This is a genomic window from Devosia sp. SL43 (genome assembly GCF_021729885.1).
Lineage (GTDB): Bacteria > Pseudomonadota > Alphaproteobacteria > Rhizobiales > Devosiaceae > Devosia.
Window position 1 is genome coordinate 4,150,246 of sequence record NZ_CP063401.1, and the last position, 18,451, is coordinate 4,168,696.

Consider the following 18,451-nt stretch of genomic DNA (forward strand, 5'->3'; position numbering starts at 1 on the left):
GGGCGCGACCGGCAAAAACCGGCTTCCGCGACCGCGCATATAGGAGACTGATGTGACCGATTCCGATCGGTCCGCCGCCGTAACCTCGTCTCTGGACGAGCCGGCAATCCGTGCCCCGTCCGGTTCCGGCCAGATGGGGAGGGCAGGGGGGCACCCGCCCGATTCAGCGGACAAGCGGACAGCGACCGCCACCAATCCGCCCCGCAAGCATCGCGGGCCGATTTACGCCGCGCTTGATCTTGGCACTAACAATTGCCGCCTGCTGATCGCCCGCCCACATGAGCATGGCTTCCGCGTCCTCGATGGCTTCACGCGCATCGTCCGCCTGGGCGAAGGCGTGTCCGTCACCGGCCGCCTCGGTGACGCTGCCATGGAACGCACCATGGAAGCGCTCCGCCAGTGCCGCAACAAGCTGCGCGAGCACCAGCCCTCCCGCATGCGCCTGATCGCCACCGAGGCGTGCCGTGCCGCCGAGAACGGCCCTGCCTTTCTCGCCCGCGTCAAGGAAGAGCTCGGCCTCGAACTCGAAATCGTCACGCGCCAAACCGAGGCCGAACTGGCTGTCACTGGCTGCGCCGACCTCATTGAGGGCACCGCCGCCGGTGCCCTGATGTTCGATATTGGCGGTGGATCGTCCGAACTGGCCTGGCTCGATTTCCGCGGCGGCCGCCCCAAGTCGCAGGGCCGCATGTCAGCCGCCATCCGCTCGTGGCAGTCCCTGCCGGTCGGCGTCGTCTCGATCGCCGAGCGCTTCGGCGGCATCGATGTGACCCATGAAGTCTTCGAGGCCATGGTCGCCTACGTTTCCGAGCACCTGCGCCAGTTTCGCGGACGCGAAAAGCTGCGCCAGATGATCGCCAATCATCCGGTCCATCTCATCGGCACGTCAGGCACGGTCACCACGCTGGCCGGCCTCCATCTCGGGCTTGAGCGCTACGAGCGCCAGAAGGTCGACGGGTTGTGGATGAAGCGCGCCGAGGTCGACGAGACCATGAAGGTGCTGCTGGCCATGCCCTTCGACCGCCGTGTCGCCCATCCCTGCATCGGCCGCGACCGCGCCGATCTGGTGCTGCCCGGCTGCGCCATTTTCGAGGCGATCCGCCGCGAATGGCCCACCGAGCGCGTCCGCGTTGCCGATCGTGGCCTGCGCGAAGGCATTCTCATTTCGTTGATGGACGCTGACCGATCCAAGTCGCGCGTCTCGCGCTATCCCCGGAGGAACGGCAATGGTGGATAAAGCCCTCGGTACCGGTGGGCGCAAGTCCGCCACCGATCTCAAGATTCGCGTGAAGTCAGGCAAGGGCCGCAAGGTCTCCTCGACCAAGTGGCTCGAGCGTCAGCTCAACGACCCCTATGTGGCGCGCGCCCGCGCTGAAGGATATCGCTCGCGCGCCGCCTTCAAGATCAAGGAGATGGACGAAAAGCATAAGCTGTTCCATCGCGGCACCCGTGTCGTCGATCTGGGCGCTGCTCCCGGCGGTTGGAGCCAGGTCGCCGCCAGGGCCGTCGGGTCGACCGATGCCAATCCTCTGGTGGTGGGCATCGACTACCTCGAAATGGACCCCATCCCCGGTGTGCTTCTGTTCAAGAAGGACTTCACCGACGACGACGCCCCGCAGCTGCTGATCGATGCCATGGGCGGCAAGAAAGCCGACCTGGTCATGTCCGACATGGCCTGGCCCACCACCGGCCATCGCCCCACCGACCACCTGCGCATCGTCCAACTCATCGAGATCGCCGCCGCCTTCGCGCTCGACGTTCTGGCGCCCAATGGCACCTTCGTCGCCAAGGTGTTCCAGGGCGGCACCGAGCATGAGCTGCTGCACATGCTCAAGCGCCACTTCCGCACCACCTTCCACGCCAAGCCCCCCTCCAGCCGCCAGGATTCAGCCGAGGCCTACCTGATCGCCAAGGGCTTCAAGGGCACCAACGACACCGTGCCAGGCGAGGGCGAATACGACCGCTAAGCGGGGCACGCCCTCGTGGTTCGAGGCGCTGAAGAAGCGCACCTCACCATGAAGGCTACTCTGAAACCGAGCTAACAGTAGCCCTCATGGTGAGGTGCGAGTTCTTCACGAGCCTCGAACCACGAGGGCGTGGCACTAGCCTTCAGTGCCCGCCGCCGCCATGCGTCAGCTGATGCCCCGCATTCCGGGGTAAGCGCAGGAACAGCACGCTGGCGATCGCCGCGACGCCCGTGACCACGAAAAACGCCGTCTGGAAATCGGCCAGTTGCAGCGGCCCGTCGCCGCGCAGCCGGTGGACCAGCTCCAGCGTGCCGCCACCCAGCGCCACGCCCATCGCAAACATCAGCTGACCCCAGACCTGGCTGATCACATTGGCCTGTCCCGCATCCTTGTCCTCGACGTCGGCGAACACGAAGGCATTCGATCCCGTCCAGAAAACCGACTGCCAGAAGCCCACGAAGGTCAGGATGGACAGGATCACGGGCAGGGGCGTCGCCGGTGTGTAGAGCCCCATCGCCAGGATGCCGAGGCAGGAGATCGCCGTCGCCAGTACCAGCGGATACTTGAAGCCGAAGCGCGCGAAGATCCAGTTGCACATGAACTTGGCGATCAACGCGCCGATCGCCCCGACAAAGGTGATCATCCCTGATTCGAACGGCGTCATACCGAAGCTGAGCTGCAGCATCAGCGGAAACAGGAACGGCACCGCACCCTGGCCGAGCCGGAAGAATGTCCCCGCGACCACCGATATCCGAAACACAGGCAGCCGCAGCAGCCGCAGGTCGAGCAGCGGATACTCCGTCCGCAGGGAATGCCGGACATAGAGCGCCGCCAGGCCAATGCCCGCCGATGCCGCGACCGCGCCCACTTGTGGCGGCAGCGCCGGCAGGCTCATCACCGAACATCCGAAGGCAAACAGCGCAAAGGCCGAACCCGCCAGTACGAATCCCAACCGGTCGATCTGTCGCGGCTCATTGCGCTCCGGCGTATTGGGCAGCACGAAGCTGACCAGCACGATGCCCAATATGCCGATTGGCACGTTGATGATGAAAATCCAGTGCCACGAGAAAAACGTGGTGAGGAAGCCGCCGAATGGGGGCCCGACGATCGGCCCGATCAGCGCCGGGATCGTCAGCCAAGCCATGGCGTCGATCAGCTGATTCCGCGGCGTCGCCCGCACCAGCACCAGGCGCGCCACCGGCCCCATCATCGCGCCGCCCATGCCCTGCAGGAACCGCGCGCCGACAAACTGCGCCAGCGAGCTCGACAGCGCACAGCCGATCGAACCGCAGATGAAAACCACCATAGCGACGCGGAACACGTTGAGCGCCCCGAACCGGTCCGACATCCAGCTCGAAATCGGAATGAAGATGGCCAGCGCCACCAGATAGGCCGTCAGCGCCAGCTTCAGCGAAATCGGGTCGGTGCCGATATCGGCAGCGATGGCGGCCAGCGAGGTGGCGATCACCGTCGAGTCCATGTTTTCCATGAACAGGGCGGTGGCCAGAATGAGGGGCATGGCTCGAGACACGGCAATATTGCCGGGGACTTACCCCGGTCACTCCTTGGAAACAGCGATGGCCTTGTGGCCTGAAACATTGCTGCCGGCATCGGCCGGCAGTCGCCAATAAATGATACTCGCCAGAGCGCTGAGGCCGCCCACGACAAAAAATGCGATCTGGAAATCAATCAGCGCCAGCTCGCTGCCGCGCAGCCTGGTGCTGACCTCAAGAATGCCGCCCGCAACCGCAACGCCAAACGCGATGCTCAACTGCTGACCCACTGCCACGATTGCGGTGGCCTGGCTGGCCTCCTCGTCATCCACATCGGCATAGCCGATCGCGTTGGAGCCAGTGAAGAACACCGATCGCAATACGCCGCCGCCCAGCAGCACGCCCATCATGACGATGGCCGGCGTCGATGCATCAAACAGGCCCTGCACCGCGATCAGCAGTCCGCCAAAGAATGACGAGAATGCGAGCGCCCGCGGAAATCCGAACCAGGCATAGACCCGCTCGGCAATGAACTTGCTGGCAATGGCGCCCAGTGCCGATACGAAGGTAATCGCGCCCGACTGGAACGGAGTGAGCCCAAAGCCGATCTGCAGCATCAGTGGCAGCAGGAACGGCACCGCGCCCACCCCGATGCGGAAGGCTGATCCGCCCGTGATCGATGACCGGAACAGCTTGTGCCGGAACAGCTGCGGATCGAGCAGCGGAAACTGCGTTCGCCGCGCATGCAGCAGGTAGAGAATGCCCGAGGTTACGCCCACGGCCAGCGTCAGATAGCCATAGATCAGCGGCAGGGCCGGCAGGCTCACCACCGACAGCCCAAACACCGTACCCGAGAACGCGACGCCCGCCAGCACGAAGCCGACCATATCGATCGGTCGCGGATTGCGCTGATCTGGCACATTGAGAAAAATGCCCGCCAGGATGATCCCGGCAATGCCGATCGGAATGTTAATCCAGAAGATCCAGTGCCAACTGAGATATGTGGTGAGAAAACCGCCGATCAGCGGCCCCGTCAGCGGCCCAAGCAGGGCCGGAACCGTCAGCCAGGCCATGGCCGAGACCAGCTCATTGCGCGGCGTCGACCGCACCAGCAGCAGGCGCCCCACCGGCGTCATCATCGACGAACCGATGCCCTGGAAAAACCGTGAAATAACAAAGGTTTCAAGCGAAAACGAAAACGAGCAGGCCAGCGACCCCAGCATGAAGACGAAGATCGCCAGCCGGAAAATGTTCTTGGCCCCGAACCGGTCAGCCATCCACCCGCTGATCGGAATGAAGATCGCCAGCGCCACAAAATAGGCCGTCAGGGCCAGCTTGAGCGCGATCGGTTCCGTCCCGATATCGGTCGCGATCGCCGGCAGCGACGTGGCGATCACGGTCGAATCCATCTGCTCCATGAACAGGGCGACCGCAAGGATGAGGGGGGTGACGCGGATCACAGGGGCAGGACCGGGAGGAATCGAGAACGCCGCGAACGCGACAATACATACTATGAACGCCGCGCTTTGCCCTGAAAAGCGCGAAACTTTCGTCGCGCGGCAGAACCTTATGCCGGGAGGAGCAGTTGGGGGCCGACAAAGCTTGCTCGCCGGGCCGCTGACACCTAAGTCCTTGCCAGGAGGCTCCAATGACCGACGACCGCAAGACGCACTGGGAAAATGTCTATCAGACCAAGGGCGACGATCAGGTCAGCTGGACCGAGGGCGATCCCACGCTATCCCTCTACCTGCTCAAGGCCGCTGGCCTGACCCCGGCGCACACCGTCATCGATGTCGGCGGCGGCGCGTCACGTCTGGTCGACAGGCTGGTGCAACAGCAGCAGGCTCATATTACCGTCCTTGATCTGTCAGCTGCAGCGCTGGCACGGGCGCAGGCTCGGCTCGATGGAACAGCCAACACCGACTGGATCGTCGCCGATATCACCGCCTGGCAACCGCCGCGCCAATACGATTTCTGGCACGATCGCGCAGTCTTTCACTTCATGACCGACGCGACGGACCGGGCCGCCTACCTTGCCGCGCTAGCCGCCGCACTCCCCATCGGCGGCATCGCTGTCTTCGGCACATTTGCGCTGGACGGACCCGAAAAGTGCAGCGGCCTGCCAGTCATGCGCTATGACGCGGCGGGCCTGTCAGCTGTGCTCGGCGATGACTTTGCCCTGCTTGCAGGTCGCCGCCACGATCACACCACCCCATGGGGCGCAACGCAGCACTTCCAATTCTCGACCTTTCGAAGGCTCTAGCGGCCTTCCCAAAGCCCATTGCGGGTGCTATTGACCCTCGCCAACCCGAGCCCGGCGAGTCCTTCCGTCCGGTTCGCACTCCAACATTTCTGACCCGATCAGAAGTCCGGAAAGGTCTGGCCTTGGCGAAGATTATTACCACTGCAACCGGCGACTACGCGCTGACCTTCGACGACGTGCTGCTGCAGCCGGCGCGGTCCGATATCCTGCCGACCGAAACCGACATTTCGACCTATGTCACCAGGGACATAGCGCTCAATCTTCCCATCCTGTCCTCGGCCATGGATACCGTCACCGAAAGCGCCATGGCCATTGCCATGGCCCAGGCCGGCGGCCTCGGCGTCATCCACAAGAACCTGACCGCTGCCGAACAGGCCGAGCAGGTCCGCATGGTCAAGTCGTTCGAGAGCGGCATGGTGATCAACCCCATCACCATCGGCCCCGATGCCACTCTCGCTGATGCATTGGCGCTGATGCAGGCCAACCGCATCTCCGGCATTCCGGTCGTCGAGAACGGCGGCAAGGGCGGCCGCGCCATCGGCAAGCTGGTCGGCATCCTCACCAATCGCGACGTCCGCTTCGCCTCCCACCCGGCCCAGCCGATCCGCGAGCTGATGACGTTCGAAAAGCTCGTCACCGTTCGCGATGGCGTCTCGAAGGACGAAGCCAAGGTCCTGCTGCACAAGCACCGCATCGAGAAATTGCTGGTCGTGGACCAGGATTATCGTTGCACTGGCCTCATCACCGTCAAGGATATCGAAAAGGCCCAGCTCAATCCCCACGCCGTCAAGGATGCCCAGGGTCGCCTCCGCGTCGCCGCCGCCTCCACCGTCGGTGATGCCGGCTTTGAGCGCTCGCTCGCCCTCATCGATGCCGGTGTCGATCTCCTCGTCATCGACACTGCCCACGGCCATTCCGTGCGCGTCGCCGAGGCGGTCGAGCGCGTCAAGCGCGAGAGCAATTCCACCCGCATCGTCGCCGGCAATGTCGCCACCGCCGAAGCCACCCGCGCTCTGATCGATGCCGGCGCCGACTCGGTCAAGGTTGGCATCGGTCCCGGCTCGATCTGCACCACCCGCATCGTCGCGGGCGTTGGCGTGCCGCAGCTCGCCGCCGTCATGGCCTGCGCCGAGGAAGGCGCCAAGCAGGGCATCCCTGTCATCGCCGATGGCGGCATCAAGTTCTCCGGCGACATGGCCAAGGCCCTGGCCGGCGGCGCGTCCTGCGTCATGGTCGGCTCATTGCTGGCCGGCACCGATGAGGCTCCGGGTGAGGTCTATCTGCACCAGGGCCGCTCCTACAAATCCTATCGCGGCATGGGTTCGGTCGGTGCCATGGGCTCCGGCTCCGCCGACCGCTACTTCCAGCAGGATGTCCGCGACCAGATGAAGCTGGTCCCCGAAGGCATCGAAGGCCAGGTGCCCTATAAGGGCGCGGCCGGCGCCGTGCTGCACCAGCTCGCCGGCGGCCTTCGCGCCTCCATGGGCTATACCGGTGCCCACAACCTCCGCGACTTCCGCGACAACTCGGTCTTCGTAAAGATTTCCGGCGCCGCCCTGAGCGAAAGCCACGTCCACGACGTGACGATCACTCGGGAAGCCCCGAACTACCGCAGCGGGCGATAGTTCGGCTCTCGATTTTAGCCTTGGTCCAAGGCGGGCCGGGGCTGAGCCACTACTGGTCCTCGATGGCCTTTATTTCGGCCTCTACGGCCGTAACCTGCACCGTCAGATCATCCGCCAGTCGCTCCAGATTATGAGCGACTAAGTGCTGCTGGTCGGCAAGTACGCGCTCGGCCTGTGCCAGTGTCGACGCCTCGGTTGCCGATGCCTTTAGCTTGTTTCGTTTGCGAGTGAGGTCTTTTGTAGCTGTTGTCATGACGAATTCCTTGTGACGCTGCATGCAATATGCGCCCACGGGGTCCGCGAACCTAAGATATTCTGGACGTTGGTCTGAGATATAGTCAGCCAATGAACCGAGCACGGGTTGGTCCACCGCACCTGCTTGAACGTATTGCGCTACAACGAGTTAAACGCCGAGCCAGACTCTCTCCCGGAGCTTCATCATGCCCCTCACCGCCAAGCTCCTCATCATCGCCATCGCCGCCCAGGTCTTCCTCACCATCGCCATTCTCGTCCTGATGGGCCGCGAGCGCGTCCCCCGCGTCATGTCCGGCGAAATTCCTGTCAAGGATATTGCGGTCGACCGCGACGCCTATCCGCTCCGCGCCCGGCTTCTCTCGAACAACTTCGACAACCAGTTCCAGCTGCCGGTCCTGTTCTACGTCGCCGGCCTCTTGACCCTCTTCGCCACCACCCCGGGCTGGATCGATGTCATCCTGGCCTGGCTTTTCGTGGCGAGCCGCTACGTCCATGCCGCTATCCACGTCACCACCAACCGCGTCCATATGCGCTTCGCCGCTTACACCACCGGCCTTGCACTCCTGTCCATCTTCTGGCTATGGCTCGTCCTCCGCCTTGTCCTGACCTGAGCTGGCCCGAGACCGTTTGAGTATTCGCTCTGGTGAGGTAGATGGAGTGGATTTTTGAGAACCGGAGCGGAGCGTACTAAGGTAAGTGAGCACCGGAAGCGCAGGAAATGCGCTCCAGCTATCCGCCAGAGTAGAATAATCAAAGGTCTCGTTATGCGCCTCCCCGGACGCCTTTCCGCCGCCATCGAAGTCCTGACCGATGTGGAGACCCGCAAGCGCCCGGTCTCCGAGGCGCTCAAGGCCTGGGGCCTGAACAATCGCTTCGCCGGGGCAGGGGATCGCGCCGCCATCGGCAACCTCGTCTACGACGCCCTGCGCCGCCGTGCCTCCCACGCTGCTCTGATGGGCAGCGACAGCCCGCGCGCCCTCGTCCTCGCCGTCGCGGTTCGCGACTGGCACGAAGACCCCGTCGCCCTCAGCAACAGCTTTGCCGCAGACAGCCACGCGCCGGAGCCGTTGACCGACGACGAACGCGACCGTGCCGTCGGCCAGCTTCCCGACACCACTGCTGGCCACATCCTTGCCGACATCCCCGAATGGCTTGCCCCGTCCATCGAGCGCACCTTCGGTGACAACTGGATCGCCGAAGGTCAGGACATGGCCGGTCGCCCCTCGCTCGACCTGCGCACCAACACGCTCAAGTCCCAGCGCGACCGCGTTCTTAAATCACTCGCCCGATTCGGCCCGGCCGAAACCGCCATTGCGCCATCCGGCGTTACCATGCCCGCTGGCCCGCGCGACGCTCGCACGCCAAACGTCACCACCGACGAGGGCTACCTCAAGGGCTGGTTCGAAGTGCAAGACCAGGGCAGCCAGATCGTTGCGGCCCTTGCCGGCGCCCAGCCCGGCGAACAGGTGCTAGACCTCTGTGCCGGAGCCGGCGGCAAGACCCTTGCGCTCGCTGCCGCCATGGCCAACAAGGGCCAGATCTTCGCCTATGACAGCGACCGCAACCGCCTCGCGCCGATCTACGACCGCCTCAAGCGCAACGGCGCCCGCAACGTCCAGGTCCGCGCGCCGCAGCCCGGCGCCCTCGACGACCTGGTCGGCAAGATCGACCGCGTCGTTATCGACGCGCCCTGCACCGGCACCGGCACTTGGCGCCGCCGTCCCGATACCAAGTGGAAGCTCACGCCGGAGCTGTTGAATCAACGTGTCGGCGAACAGGCCGAAATCCTTGCCAGCGCTGTGCAATTCCTCAAACCCGGCGGCACGCTGGTCTACATCACCTGTTCCATTCTTCCCGAGGAAAACGACGACCAGGTCGCTGCCTTCCGCGCTGCAAACCCCGGCTTCGCGTCCATCGACCCCGCCACCCTCTGGCAGTCGGCCTTCGGCGCCGAATTGCCCCTCAGCTTGGCCACGGCACAGTCCGGCATCGTGCTCACCCCGCGCCTCACCGGCACCGACGGCTTCTATTTCAACGCCCTGCGCCGCGAATGACCCACGAGAATCTCGCCCCCGACAATCAGCCTTCGGGCATTACCCTTCCGATGTTCATCGGAGCCGCTGTCGTCATCATCGCCGCCGCCATGGCTGCCGTCTGGTTCGCCTTCCCCGCGCCGGACACGTTGCACAAGCTGGCCTCGCCCTCCGGAGCCAAAGTCATCGAATTGGGTGAACTGTGCGGTGAAACGCAATGCAGCCGTGCCGCCATTCTTGACGTCACCCAGCCCGACGGCACCCACATCCGCACCGGCTGCCCCATCGACCAGACAGCTGCGACGCCGCTCTTTGCCGAAGCCTCCGCAGTGTGGTCAGCGGCGGAAGACCGCGTCGAAATCGCCTACGTCGCTGACACCGGCCTTACCGGACGTGTTGTCATCGAAACGGCCGCCTGCACTCAAACGGAATAGGGGTGAACCAGCGTACGCATTGCGGCGTTTAAGAGCAACAATCACCAACGTGCGTGACCTGCCATGACCACCGCTTCCCTCGCTGACTACAAGACTCCACGCCCGTGGCTGATCCTCGGCATCTTCCTCTTGGTCGTCATTGGCGTCGGCGGCCTTATCGGCACTCAGTCGATTCCCGGCGCCTGGTACGAGGGCCTCGCCAAGCCGCCCTTCAATCCACCCAACTGGATATTTGGCCCAGTTTGGACCGCGCTCTACGTGATGATCGCGGTCGCCGGTTGGCGCATCTGGATGATCGATCCCAATAGCGGCGCCATGAAAATCTGGTTCGCCCAGATGGCGCTCAATTGGGCCTGGTCGCCCATCTGGTTCATCGGCCAACTGCTGTGGCCGGCCTTCGCCGTGATTGTCGCGATCCTGGTGCTGATCGTCGCCTTTATCCTCGCCGCCAGAAAGCGCGATACAATCGCCACATGGCTCTTCGTCCCCTATCTGGCGTGGGTAAGTTTCGCGACCCTGCTCAACCTGTCCATCGCGATCCTGAACTAGACTGCCGCGGGCGCCGGCTTCCGGCGCCCGATCCGGCTCTCCAGCCCGCGCGCCCAGCGTACCATGGGTCGCTCCAGCACATAGAAGCTGATTGTCGCCACGGCGACGCTGATAGCAATCGCGCCAGCGCTCGACCACAGCCAGATCGTCCAGCCCCCCTCGTCATTGGTTTTGAAGCTCGGCGGCAACAGTCGCGCCATCAGCCCAATGACCAGGAAGTGCCAGATATAGATGCCGAACGAAATCTCGGCGATGAACCGGCTGACCCGGTTATCCAAGAGCTGACCCGCCAGCACGGACGAGGGCAGGGCCACCAGCGCCACCCCGATCGCCAGCGGCATCCACGGATAGCCATAAGGTACGCCGAGAAAGCCAAAGCCCTCATTCAGCCCACCGATATGCACCACCATCACCCAACCGGCCGCGACCACGGCCAGCAGGCCAATCGCGTCAAACGCCCAATGCCGCAACGTTGCGAGCTTCACCTGCACGCCTGCTGCCAGTGCGCCCAGGGCGAATATCGCGAAGAACCCGATCGGATTGAACCGCGGCATCCACGCCTTGGCGCCACCGACCAGCCCGTGGTTCCACCCACGCTCGACCTCATCGATCGGCGCCCATTGCACCACCATCCAGTGCAGCGCCAGCACCAGTCCGATCACCCCGACCCACGCAAGCCGTGCGCCCCATCCCTTTGCGCCAAACGCAAACAGCGCCGCGAGGCAGAACGGCAGCAGCACATACGAGGTGACCTCGAAGCCGATCGACCAGAGCGGGCCATTGTTGTCGACCGGAAACAGCGTCAGCCAATGCCAGTCGCTGACGAGGAAGAAACCGGCCACAAACCGAATAATCTGCTCGCCATCGAGGTCCGATCCGCTCACCGTAATGCTCAGCACGAGGCTCACCACCAAGGCCAGCCAGAAGCCCGGCAGGATGCGCGCTGCTCGCCGCAAGGCGTAAATGCCCAGCGGTGGCATTGGCTCACCCCGATCCAGCGCCAGCCAGAACGGCCGCGCCAGCAGGTACCCGCTCAACACGAAGAAGACCGATACGCCGAAACTGCCCATCACCAGGAAGTTCATCACTGGCTTGACGGCCTCCGGAATGAACCGCCCGTCCATACGGAAGGCCAGATGGTGCAACAGCACCATCATGCAGGCAGCGGCGCGCAGAAAGTCGGCGCCGAGCAGTCGCTGTTGAGTCATCGGAAGTCCTGGCACCGTTTGCTTTCTGCAAACGCCTGCCGCTTCCCTTGGTTGCGGTCAAGCCGTTGCGGGCATTGTCGTCGCTTCCACGCGTCGTTTCTCGAACTGTCGCGCCCAGCCGATCACAGGTGCCTCCATCCAGCGATAGGACAGTGCGGCAATGGCCATGGTGATCGCCGTGATCACGCCGCTGGCGATCAGGAACTTGGTTGGATCGGTCATGGTGGCATGATCCATCTCGGGAACCCAATACTTCCGCACTAGGTCGAGCACCAGAAAGTGCCACACATAGACCCCGAACGAGATCTGCGCCAAATACGCCACGACGCGGTTGTCCAGCAAACGCCCCAGGATCACGCTCGAAGGCGTCGTCGCCAGAACCAGGCCCACCAGCAGGTGGAACAGCGGAAATTGGTACGGCACGCGCAGCCAGCCATAGAACTCGCCGCCCCCTTCCATACCGTGCCGCCGGATAATGGTGCCGGTCCACACCAGCGCGGCCAACGCCAGGATGTCGAATATCACGTTGCGGAACCGTGCCAGCAAGACCTGCGCGCCTGCAGCCAATGCGCCGGTCGCGAACATCACGAAAAACCCGAACGGGTTGAACCACGGCATCCACGTCTTGGCGCCGCCCTGCAACCCGTAGTTCCAGCCCTTCCGCAACGGATCGACAGTCACGGAACTGTAGAACAGCCAGTGCGCGCCCAGTGCCGCCGCGATTACCACCAGCCACAGCAGCCGCGCCGGCCACCCCGTCACCCGCCCGCGCCCGATTGCGAACAGGGCCCAGAACCCGAGTGGCAGCATCAGATACGAGCTCACCTCAAACCCGATCGACCACAGCGGCCCGTTGATCTCCACCGGGAACAGTGTTGTCCAATGCCAGTCGCTGACCAGCAGCAGCCCGCTGGCATAGCGCAGCCACAGCCAGCCATCGGCCACAGCGCCGAACACCGCGATGCTGAGCACGAACGTCACTGTCAGCGCCAGCCAGAAGCCCGGCACGATGCGCGCCGCCCGCCTAATGGCATAGGTCCGCAGCGAGGGCAGGGGCTCACCTCCGTCAAGCGCCTGCCAGAATGGCCGCGCCAGCAGGAAGCCGCTCAACACAAAGAACATGCCCACGCCGAAGCCGCCGATGCTGTTGAACACCCGGATGAGCGCATTTGCGCCCAGCTCCGACTGATAATCGACGCGCTGCGCCAGATGGTGAAACAGCACTATGATACAGGCGCTCGCCCGAACGAAGTCAGCACCGAGCAGGCGGTTATCCTGTTGGCTCATACTGGTCCCCCGCGCCGCAGCTCTCCCCACCACTGGCGCTGCGCTACTGCTGCCATTGCTGAGGGTTCGTCGCAAGTCACGAAATCACTGCCGTCTCCTGACGTCATGGCGGAAAAGTCAGCCAGCAACCCAGTCTTGCAACCGTGACCGCTTGCGGAATCCGCAAAGCGGTTATATGGCCTCGCCATGCAAAGCCCAGACACTGCCGACCGCCCGCAATCGATCCTCATCGTCGACTTCGGATCGCAAGTCACACAGCTTATCGCGCGCCGTATTCGCGAGACGGGCGTCTATTGCGAAGTCCACCCCTTCAACAAATCAGCTGAGGCCTTTGCGGCCATGCAGCCTAAGGGTGTCATATTCTCTGGCGGCCCCGCTTCGGTCACCGATGAAGGCAGCCCGCGCGCCCCACAGGAAATCATCGATTCCGGCCTGCCGATCCTGGCCATCTGCTACGGCCAGCAGACCTTCTGCCTGCAACTCGGCGGCAAGGTCGAGGGCGGCCACCATCGCGAATTCGGCCGCGCCGATGTCGAAGTCCTCGAGTCCTCGGCACTTTATGAGGGCATTTGGGCGGTCGGTGGCAAGTACCCGGTCTGGATGAGTCACGGCGACCGCGTCACCGAACTCCCCGAGGGCTTCAAGGTCATGGCGACCTCGCCCAATGCGCCCTTCGCCATTGCCGGCGACGAAAGCCGCAAGCGCTACACCACCATGTTCCACCCCGAAGTGGTCCACACGCCCGACGGCGGCAAGCTGCTGGCCAATTTCGTGCACAACATCGTCGGCCTCGCGTCCGACTGGAACATGGCGGCCTATCGCGCCAAGATGATCGAGAAGATCCGCGCCCAGGTCGGCACGGGTCGCGTCATCTGCGCCCTCTCAGGCGGCGTCGACTCCTCCGTTGCTGCTGTACTGATCCACGAGGCCATCGGCGACCAACTCACCTGCGTCTATGTCGACCACGGCCTGATGCGTCTCAACGAGAGCGAACAGGTCGTTACCATGTTCCGCGACCAGTACAATATCCCGCTGGTCCACGTTGACGCATCCAAGGTCTTCCTGCGCGAGCTCGACGGCCAGTCCGACCCCGAAACCAAGCGCAAGATCATCGGCCGCCTCTTCATCGAAACCTTCGAGGAAGAGGCCAAGAAGCTTGGCGGCGCGCAGTTCCTCGCCCAGGGCACGCTCTATCCGGACGTGATCGAATCCGTCTCGTTTACCGGTGGCCCCTCGGTGACCATCAAGTCCCACCACAATGTCGGCGGCTTGCCAGAGCGCATGAACATGCAGCTCGTCGAGCCCCTGCGCGAACTGTTCAAGGACGAAGTCCGCGTCCTCGGCCGCGAGTTGGGATTGCCGGACAGCTTCATCGGCCGCCACCCATTCCCCGGACCCGGCCTCGCCATCCGCTGCCCGGGTGGCATCACGCCCGAAAAGCTCGACATCCTGCGCCAGGCGGACGCCATCTATCTCGACGAAATCCGCAAGTCTGGCCAATACGACAAGATCTGGCAGGCCTTCGCCGTGCTGCTGCCGGTCCAGACCGTTGGCGTCATGGGCGATGGCCGCACCTACGAATTCGTCTGCGCCCTCCGTGCCGTGACCTCGGTCGATGGCATGACGGCCGACTTCTACCAGTTCGACATGAACTTTCTCGGCAAGACGGCGACCCGCATCATCAACGAAGTCCGCGGCATCAACCGCGTGGTCTACGATGTGACTAGCAAGCCGCCCGGCACGATTGAGTGGGAGTAGGGATTAACGCGGTCTGGAGGGCCCCATCGCAGTTTCTCTTAGAGAAAACATTTCTGCCCTTCACGCCCTGAATGCAAACCCCTGAAAGCTGCCATTCCACCGTTCGAACTGGACGTGGCTCGGCGAACCCATGTTGCTGTAATGATCAAGATGGTCGCCGCCTCAGAACGGACATCGCCGGCGCGCTCCTCCCACATCCGCGTGAAGAACTGGAGCGCGCCGCCATTTCTAGGCCGTTGCCCCTAATGCCACACCCTCAGTCCTCCGTACCTGCGAGAACAAGGCGAAGGCTAGAAGCGCGAGGATGCAGGCCGCTACACCGATCGCTGGGTAGCCGAAAGACTTGACCAACGTGCCGCCCAGGATCGGGCCGATGGCCGACCCGACCATCAGCATGGCAGGCGTTGCCGCTAGCGCCCGTCCGGTGCTTTCGAGCCGAGACAGCAGGCCGAAGGCGAAGGTGTGCGTGAAGATCATCACCGCCGCGAAGAACAGGGCACCTGCGGCATAGGGCAACAGGCTCACGCTCAGCGTTATGAGAAGCGCGAGCCCCGCTTGAGCGATTGGTCCGACCAGGACCACCTGGTCGGCCTTAAGCCTTCTTTCGAGCACCGCCGCCATTGGCGCCGGCAGCAGGTTGACGAAGCCCAGCGCAATGAGCACGCCCATTACGGCCGGCAGCCCGAAGCCGCGATCAGTGCCGACCTGCTGGAGAAAGCTGAACACCATCGCCTGGGTGAGGGCCATGGTGCTGATTCCCAAAATAAGGGCCCAAACGGAGCGACCGAACCTCCGGGGCGCCACGGCCGCATCGGTCGGCGCGCTGGTTGCCGGACGTGGAAAGGCGAGTGCGGCAACGATCGCGGCGATCGCCATGACACCGGCAAAGATCTGAAACAGTGCAGCGCCGCCCGCGGCGGCAATGCCATTGGGCGCCGCACCCAGGAAGATGATGGCAAAGACACCAAGCGCTGTACCGACAATGGCAAACAGGCGATGCGGATTGACGCTCCGCCCGATCGTACCATGCGTGAAGGACAGCGCAGTCCCAGCAGAGAGGCCCGCTGCGGCATGGGCGATTGCGAGCGGCCCAAAGGTACTTTGGGTCGAAGCAAAGGCGAAGGCGATCGCCGCGCCGGCAAAGCCGATGGTCGTTGCCAGGCGACCATTGATCCGGTGGAAGCGCGGCGCGAAGAACAGGCTGGCGATCACCGCTCCCAATAGGAACAGTGTCGCCAAACCACCCGCCTGCTGCGGATCAAAGTGATAGACGGTGATGAGCGTGCCAACCCAAACTGGCAGGGCAATCAAGTCCACCATGCCGGCGCAGTGCGCGACCATCAGCGCTACGCGCCCGGGCCATTTTTCCGTTGTCGTCATTGTCAGTCCTCCTCCTGCATTGTTTTCGGCCGCGCCTGGTTCGACGCGGCAACCAGCATCATTTGTTGACGTATGACCGCTGCGTGTTCGTTCCTGCCGCCCTCCAGCGGCATCGAACCTGGCGTACGCCCAACCTAGCGAACGTGCAGCTCCTCAAGGCTGAGCGACATCGCCTCGGCATCGGCCAGATAGTCCTTTGTAAGGAGCTTCTGGAGTAATTTGGTGTTGTCGAAGACCAAGTCCCGAACGAACGACACGGGTCGGGCTGCATGGTGGAACTGCGAGCCCAGCTTCCGCGCAAATTCCACGTGATGATTTACATAGGCCACGCGTTCGCGTTCATAGCGAGCGAAGGCACTTTCAATTTGACTTGGGTCGGCAAGGCTCCGCCCCCCGAGCGCACGGGCCAGGAAATAGCCGTCTTCGATCGCCATACCCATGCCATAGGCTGCGTAGGGCGAAACCGGATGGACGGCGTCGCCAAGACACGCGACGCGCCCACTCGTCCAACGAGTCAGAGACGGGCGGTTATAGATCTCCCACCTGAAGGCCTGACTGGAGAAGTCGGTATGATCGAGAAATTGCGGCAGAGGATCGGCAAAGTGCGACACACGCTCCCGCAAATGTTTTTCGACATCGGTTGGCGGCGCGTCGGCTTCGTTTGATTTTTCGACGACCCACCATTCCCAACCAGGCTCGCCATCGTGAAGCATCGGGAAGAAGCTTGCCTGGACATCCTTGGCATGGGTAATGGCCCCAATCGACCGGTCCAACCCGCCCCAGTCCTCACACCACGCGAGCCAAACGCGCAAACCCACATGAAACAGTTCGGGATCGCCGAAAGCCTGCGCCGACACTTTTGATCGGATCCCATCGGCACCGACCAGCATGTCGGCTTCTACCGGTTCAGAGTTGGCAAATTTCAGGGTGACTGTCTCGCCATTGTCATCGTAGCCGATCACGGAATGGTTCGGGACGACGACGCCTTCGGGTAGTAGATCGAGCATCTTGGCAAATGCAGTGGAGCGCAAAACGCCATAGTGCCAGCCTTCAATCCCAAGGGCTGCCTCCACGCCTTCATTAAATGGCAAGCGGGCACGAACCTTTCCCCTGTTGTTTCTGAACTCCACCAGAGTTTTGGAGCCAAAGCTCGGCCCCACGTCGACTCCGTAGTGGCGCAGCACGGCCAGCACAGGCGTCGAGAGCAGCACGGCGCCACCAAGGGGTTTGGGCTCCGGCGTCTTTTCAAAAATGCGTACGTCATAGCCTTGCTTGATTAGCGCCAGCGCTGCGGACACGCCGCCCGGACCCGCACCGGCTATGGCCACCCGGCGTCCGTGGCGCCAGTTCTGTTCACTCATGTTTCCTCCTCCAATCCACGTAGGGATCGATCGTTTTCTGTCAGTCGTTGAGCAGAGCCACGGGGCGGCACCAGCCGGCAGAACCGCGCGCCACCTTTACCGGCAGGGCAATGACGTCGAAGCCGGTAGCGGGTAGCAGGTGCAGGTTGGCCAGCTTCTCCATGTGGCAATAGACAGCGTCCGCACCGGCTTTGTGTCCCTCCCAGAACACCGACCAATCGCCGTTGGCCCGCGCCGCCGCAGCCTGCCCGCCAAGCGGCGGGTCCCAGCTCCAGGCATCGGTGCCACAGACGCGGACGCCGCGCTCGGTCAGATAAAGCGTCGCTTCACGCCCCATGCCACATCCGGAGGCCAGGTAGTCGTCTTGGCCATAGCGCAAGCCGGCAGATGTGTTGATCAGCACGATATCGCCCGGCCGCAAGTCGTGCCCGACCCGAAGCAATTCGGTCTCGATCTCTGCTGCGGTCACGGTGTGCCCATTGGGCAGGTGGCGGAAGTCCAGTTTGACGCCGGGGCCGAAGCACCATTCGAGCGGCACCTCGTCGATGGTGATGGCGCGTTCGCCGCCGTTCATCGTCGGGTGATAGTGCCAGGGGGCGTCCATATGGGTGCCGTTGTGGGTGGTGACCTGGCAGCGTTCCGAGGCCGGCCCCGCGCCATCGCGCATGGCATCCTCCGGCACCCCGAACATCTTGTGGAACTCCTGGGCGCCAGACTGGTGATCCAGATAGGAAATGGACGGTCCGAGACCCGGCGGATCTGACTTGATCGTGTCCGTCAGCGTCACGGAAAGGTCGATTATCTGTCGAGGCAAGGCCATTCTCCTCCGAATGGGCAA

17 protein-coding genes are annotated in these 18,451 nt (G+C 63.4%); 9 read left to right on the forward strand and 8 right to left on the reverse strand.

Annotated features, from left to right (window positions below; all coding sequences use genetic code 11):
* Positions 1-52 precede the first annotated feature (52 nt).
* Positions 53-1,237 carry a Ppx/GppA phosphatase family protein gene (locus tag IM737_RS20195; protein ID WP_236897188.1) on the forward strand — a complete coding sequence of 395 codons (1,185 nt, stop codon included), beginning with the start codon at positions 53-55 and terminating at the stop codon, positions 1,235-1,237.
* The gene (locus IM737_RS20200) at positions 1,227-1,967 is read left to right on the forward strand and encodes an RlmE family RNA methyltransferase (RefSeq protein ID WP_236897189.1); all 741 of its coding nucleotides are present in this window, start codon (positions 1,227-1,229) and stop codon (positions 1,965-1,967) included. The genes IM737_RS20195 and IM737_RS20200 overlap by 11 nt, the downstream gene beginning before the upstream one ends.
* Positions 1,968-2,109: 142 nt before the next feature.
* On the opposite strand, the gene IM737_RS20205 is transcribed toward IM737_RS20200, so the two are convergent.
* Positions 2,110-3,486 carry an MFS transporter gene (locus IM737_RS20205; RefSeq protein ID WP_236897191.1) on the reverse strand — a complete coding sequence of 459 codons (1,377 nt, stop codon included), beginning with the start codon at positions 3,484-3,486 and terminating at the stop codon, positions 2,110-2,112.
* Positions 3,487-3,525: 39 nt separating this feature from the next.
* Positions 3,526-4,920 carry an MFS transporter gene (locus IM737_RS20210; RefSeq protein WP_442874154.1) on the reverse strand — a complete coding sequence of 465 codons (1,395 nt, stop codon included), beginning with the start codon at positions 4,918-4,920 and terminating at the stop codon, positions 3,526-3,528.
* A gap of 188 nt (positions 4,921-5,108) precedes the next feature.
* Here IM737_RS20210 and IM737_RS20215 point away from each other — a divergent pair, with 188 nt between their 5' ends.
* Positions 5,109-5,723 carry a class I SAM-dependent methyltransferase gene (locus IM737_RS20215; RefSeq protein WP_236897193.1) on the forward strand — a complete coding sequence of 205 codons (615 nt, stop codon included), beginning with the start codon at positions 5,109-5,111 and terminating at the stop codon, positions 5,721-5,723.
* 122 nt (positions 5,724-5,845) lie between these two features.
* Positions 5,846-7,348 (forward strand): IMP dehydrogenase, encoded by a 1,503-nt coding sequence (guaB, locus tag IM737_RS20220; protein ID WP_236897195.1) that lies wholly within the window; start codon positions 5,846-5,848, stop codon positions 7,346-7,348.
* A gap of 49 nt (positions 7,349-7,397) precedes the next feature.
* Here the strand turns inward: guaB and IM737_RS20225 are convergent, their stop codons facing one another.
* The gene (locus IM737_RS20225; protein ID WP_236897197.1) at positions 7,398-7,601 is read right to left on the reverse strand and encodes a hypothetical protein; all 204 of its coding nucleotides are present in this window, start codon (positions 7,599-7,601) and stop codon (positions 7,398-7,400) included.
* A gap of 187 nt (positions 7,602-7,788) precedes the next feature.
* On the opposite strand from IM737_RS20225, the gene IM737_RS20230 reads away from it, so the two are divergent.
* From IM737_RS20230 to IM737_RS20245, 4 genes are all read left to right on the forward strand, one after another.
* Positions 7,789-8,214: an MAPEG family protein gene (locus tag IM737_RS20230; protein ID WP_236897199.1), complete on the forward strand. Its 426-nt coding sequence runs from the start codon at positions 7,789-7,791 to the stop codon at positions 8,212-8,214.
* 153 nt (positions 8,215-8,367) lie between these two features.
* Positions 8,368-9,657, forward strand: a complete 1,290-nt coding sequence (locus tag IM737_RS20235; RefSeq protein ID WP_236897201.1) for an RsmB/NOP family class I SAM-dependent RNA methyltransferase — start codon at positions 8,368-8,370, stop codon at positions 9,655-9,657.
* Positions 9,654-10,070 carry a hypothetical protein gene (locus tag IM737_RS20240; protein WP_236897202.1) on the forward strand — a complete coding sequence of 139 codons (417 nt, stop codon included), beginning with the start codon at positions 9,654-9,656 and terminating at the stop codon, positions 10,068-10,070. Before IM737_RS20235 ends, IM737_RS20240 begins: the two co-directional genes overlap by 4 nt.
* Positions 10,071-10,133: 63 nt before the next feature.
* Positions 10,134-10,619, forward strand: a complete 486-nt coding sequence (locus IM737_RS20245; protein WP_236897204.1) for a TspO/MBR family protein — start codon at positions 10,134-10,136, stop codon at positions 10,617-10,619.
* Here IM737_RS20245 and IM737_RS20250 read toward each other — a convergent pair.
* Positions 10,616-11,827, reverse strand: a complete 1,212-nt coding sequence (locus IM737_RS20250; protein WP_236897207.1) for an acyltransferase family protein — start codon at positions 11,825-11,827, stop codon at positions 10,616-10,618. The genes IM737_RS20245 and IM737_RS20250 overlap by 4 nt on opposite strands.
* 57 nt (positions 11,828-11,884) lie before the next feature.
* On the reverse strand, positions 11,885-13,114 hold the full coding sequence (locus IM737_RS20255; protein WP_236897209.1) for an acyltransferase family protein: 1,230 nt from the start codon (positions 13,112-13,114) through the stop codon (positions 11,885-11,887).
* A 186-nt stretch (positions 13,115-13,300) separates the two neighbouring features.
* On the opposite strand from IM737_RS20255, the gene guaA reads away from it, so the two are divergent.
* Complete coding sequence (gene guaA, locus IM737_RS20260) at positions 13,301-14,872, forward strand: glutamine-hydrolyzing GMP synthase (RefSeq protein WP_236897211.1); 1,572 nt, start codon at positions 13,301-13,303, stop codon at positions 14,870-14,872.
* Between the two features lie 228 nt (positions 14,873-15,100).
* Here guaA and IM737_RS20265 read toward each other — a convergent pair whose 3' ends face one another.
* The 3 genes from IM737_RS20265 to IM737_RS20275 all read right to left on the reverse strand — a co-directional run bounded on the left by IM737_RS20265 (position 15,101) and on the right by IM737_RS20275 (position 18,433).
* Positions 15,101-16,252: an MFS transporter gene (locus IM737_RS20265; protein ID WP_236897213.1), complete on the reverse strand. Its 1,152-nt coding sequence runs from the start codon at positions 16,250-16,252 to the stop codon at positions 15,101-15,103.
* Between the two features lie 134 nt (positions 16,253-16,386).
* Positions 16,387-17,613, reverse strand: a complete 1,227-nt coding sequence (locus tag IM737_RS20270) for an FAD-dependent oxidoreductase (RefSeq protein ID WP_236897215.1) — start codon at positions 17,611-17,613, stop codon at positions 16,387-16,389.
* 40 nt (positions 17,614-17,653) lie between these two features.
* Positions 17,654-18,433 carry a cyclase family protein gene (locus tag IM737_RS20275; RefSeq protein ID WP_336886217.1) on the reverse strand — a complete coding sequence of 260 codons (780 nt, stop codon included), beginning with the start codon at positions 18,431-18,433 and terminating at the stop codon, positions 17,654-17,656.
* Between the last annotated feature and the right edge of the window lie 18 nt (positions 18,434-18,451).

What these genes read in the sequence shown, in the direction of transcription:
- IM737_RS20225 (WP_236897197.1), bottom strand. Translation starts at nt 7,601, where the DNA reads ATGACAACAGCTACAAAAGACCTCACTCGCAAACGAAACAAGCTAAAG.
- IM737_RS20245 (WP_236897204.1), top strand. Translation starts at nt 10,134, where the DNA reads ATGACCACCGCTTCCCTCGCTGACTACAAGACTCCACGCCCGTGGCTG.
- IM737_RS20230 (WP_236897199.1), top strand. Translation starts at nt 7,789, where the DNA reads ATGCCCCTCACCGCCAAGCTCCTCATCATCGCCATCGCCGCCCAGGTC.
- IM737_RS20215 (WP_236897193.1), top strand. Translation starts at nt 5,109, where the DNA reads ATGACCGACGACCGCAAGACGCACTGGGAAAATGTCTATCAGACCAAG.
- guaA (WP_236897211.1), top strand. Translation starts at nt 13,301, where the DNA reads ATGCAAAGCCCAGACACTGCCGACCGCCCGCAATCGATCCTCATCGTC.
- IM737_RS20270 (WP_236897215.1), bottom strand. Translation starts at nt 17,613, where the DNA reads ATGAGTGAACAGAACTGGCGCCACGGACGCCGGGTGGCCATAGCCGGT.
- IM737_RS20200 (WP_236897189.1), top strand. Translation starts at nt 1,227, where the DNA reads ATGGTGGATAAAGCCCTCGGTACCGGTGGGCGCAAGTCCGCCACCGAT.
- IM737_RS20255 (WP_236897209.1), bottom strand. Translation starts at nt 13,114, where the DNA reads ATGAGCCAACAGGATAACCGCCTGCTCGGTGCTGACTTCGTTCGGGCG.
- IM737_RS20265 (WP_236897213.1), bottom strand. Translation starts at nt 16,252, where the DNA reads ATGACGACAACGGAAAAATGGCCCGGGCGCGTAGCGCTGATGGTCGCG.
- IM737_RS20240 (WP_236897202.1), top strand. Translation starts at nt 9,654, where the DNA reads ATGACCCACGAGAATCTCGCCCCCGACAATCAGCCTTCGGGCATTACC.
- IM737_RS20275 (WP_336886217.1), bottom strand. Translation starts at nt 18,433, where the DNA reads ATGGCCTTGCCTCGACAGATAATCGACCTTTCCGTGACGCTGACGGAC.
- IM737_RS20235 (WP_236897201.1), top strand. Translation starts at nt 8,368, where the DNA reads ATGCGCCTCCCCGGACGCCTTTCCGCCGCCATCGAAGTCCTGACCGAT.
- IM737_RS20205 (WP_236897191.1), bottom strand. Translation starts at nt 3,486, where the DNA reads ATGCCCCTCATTCTGGCCACCGCCCTGTTCATGGAAAACATGGACTCG.
- IM737_RS20250 (WP_236897207.1), bottom strand. Translation starts at nt 11,827, where the DNA reads ATGACTCAACAGCGACTGCTCGGCGCCGACTTTCTGCGCGCCGCTGCC.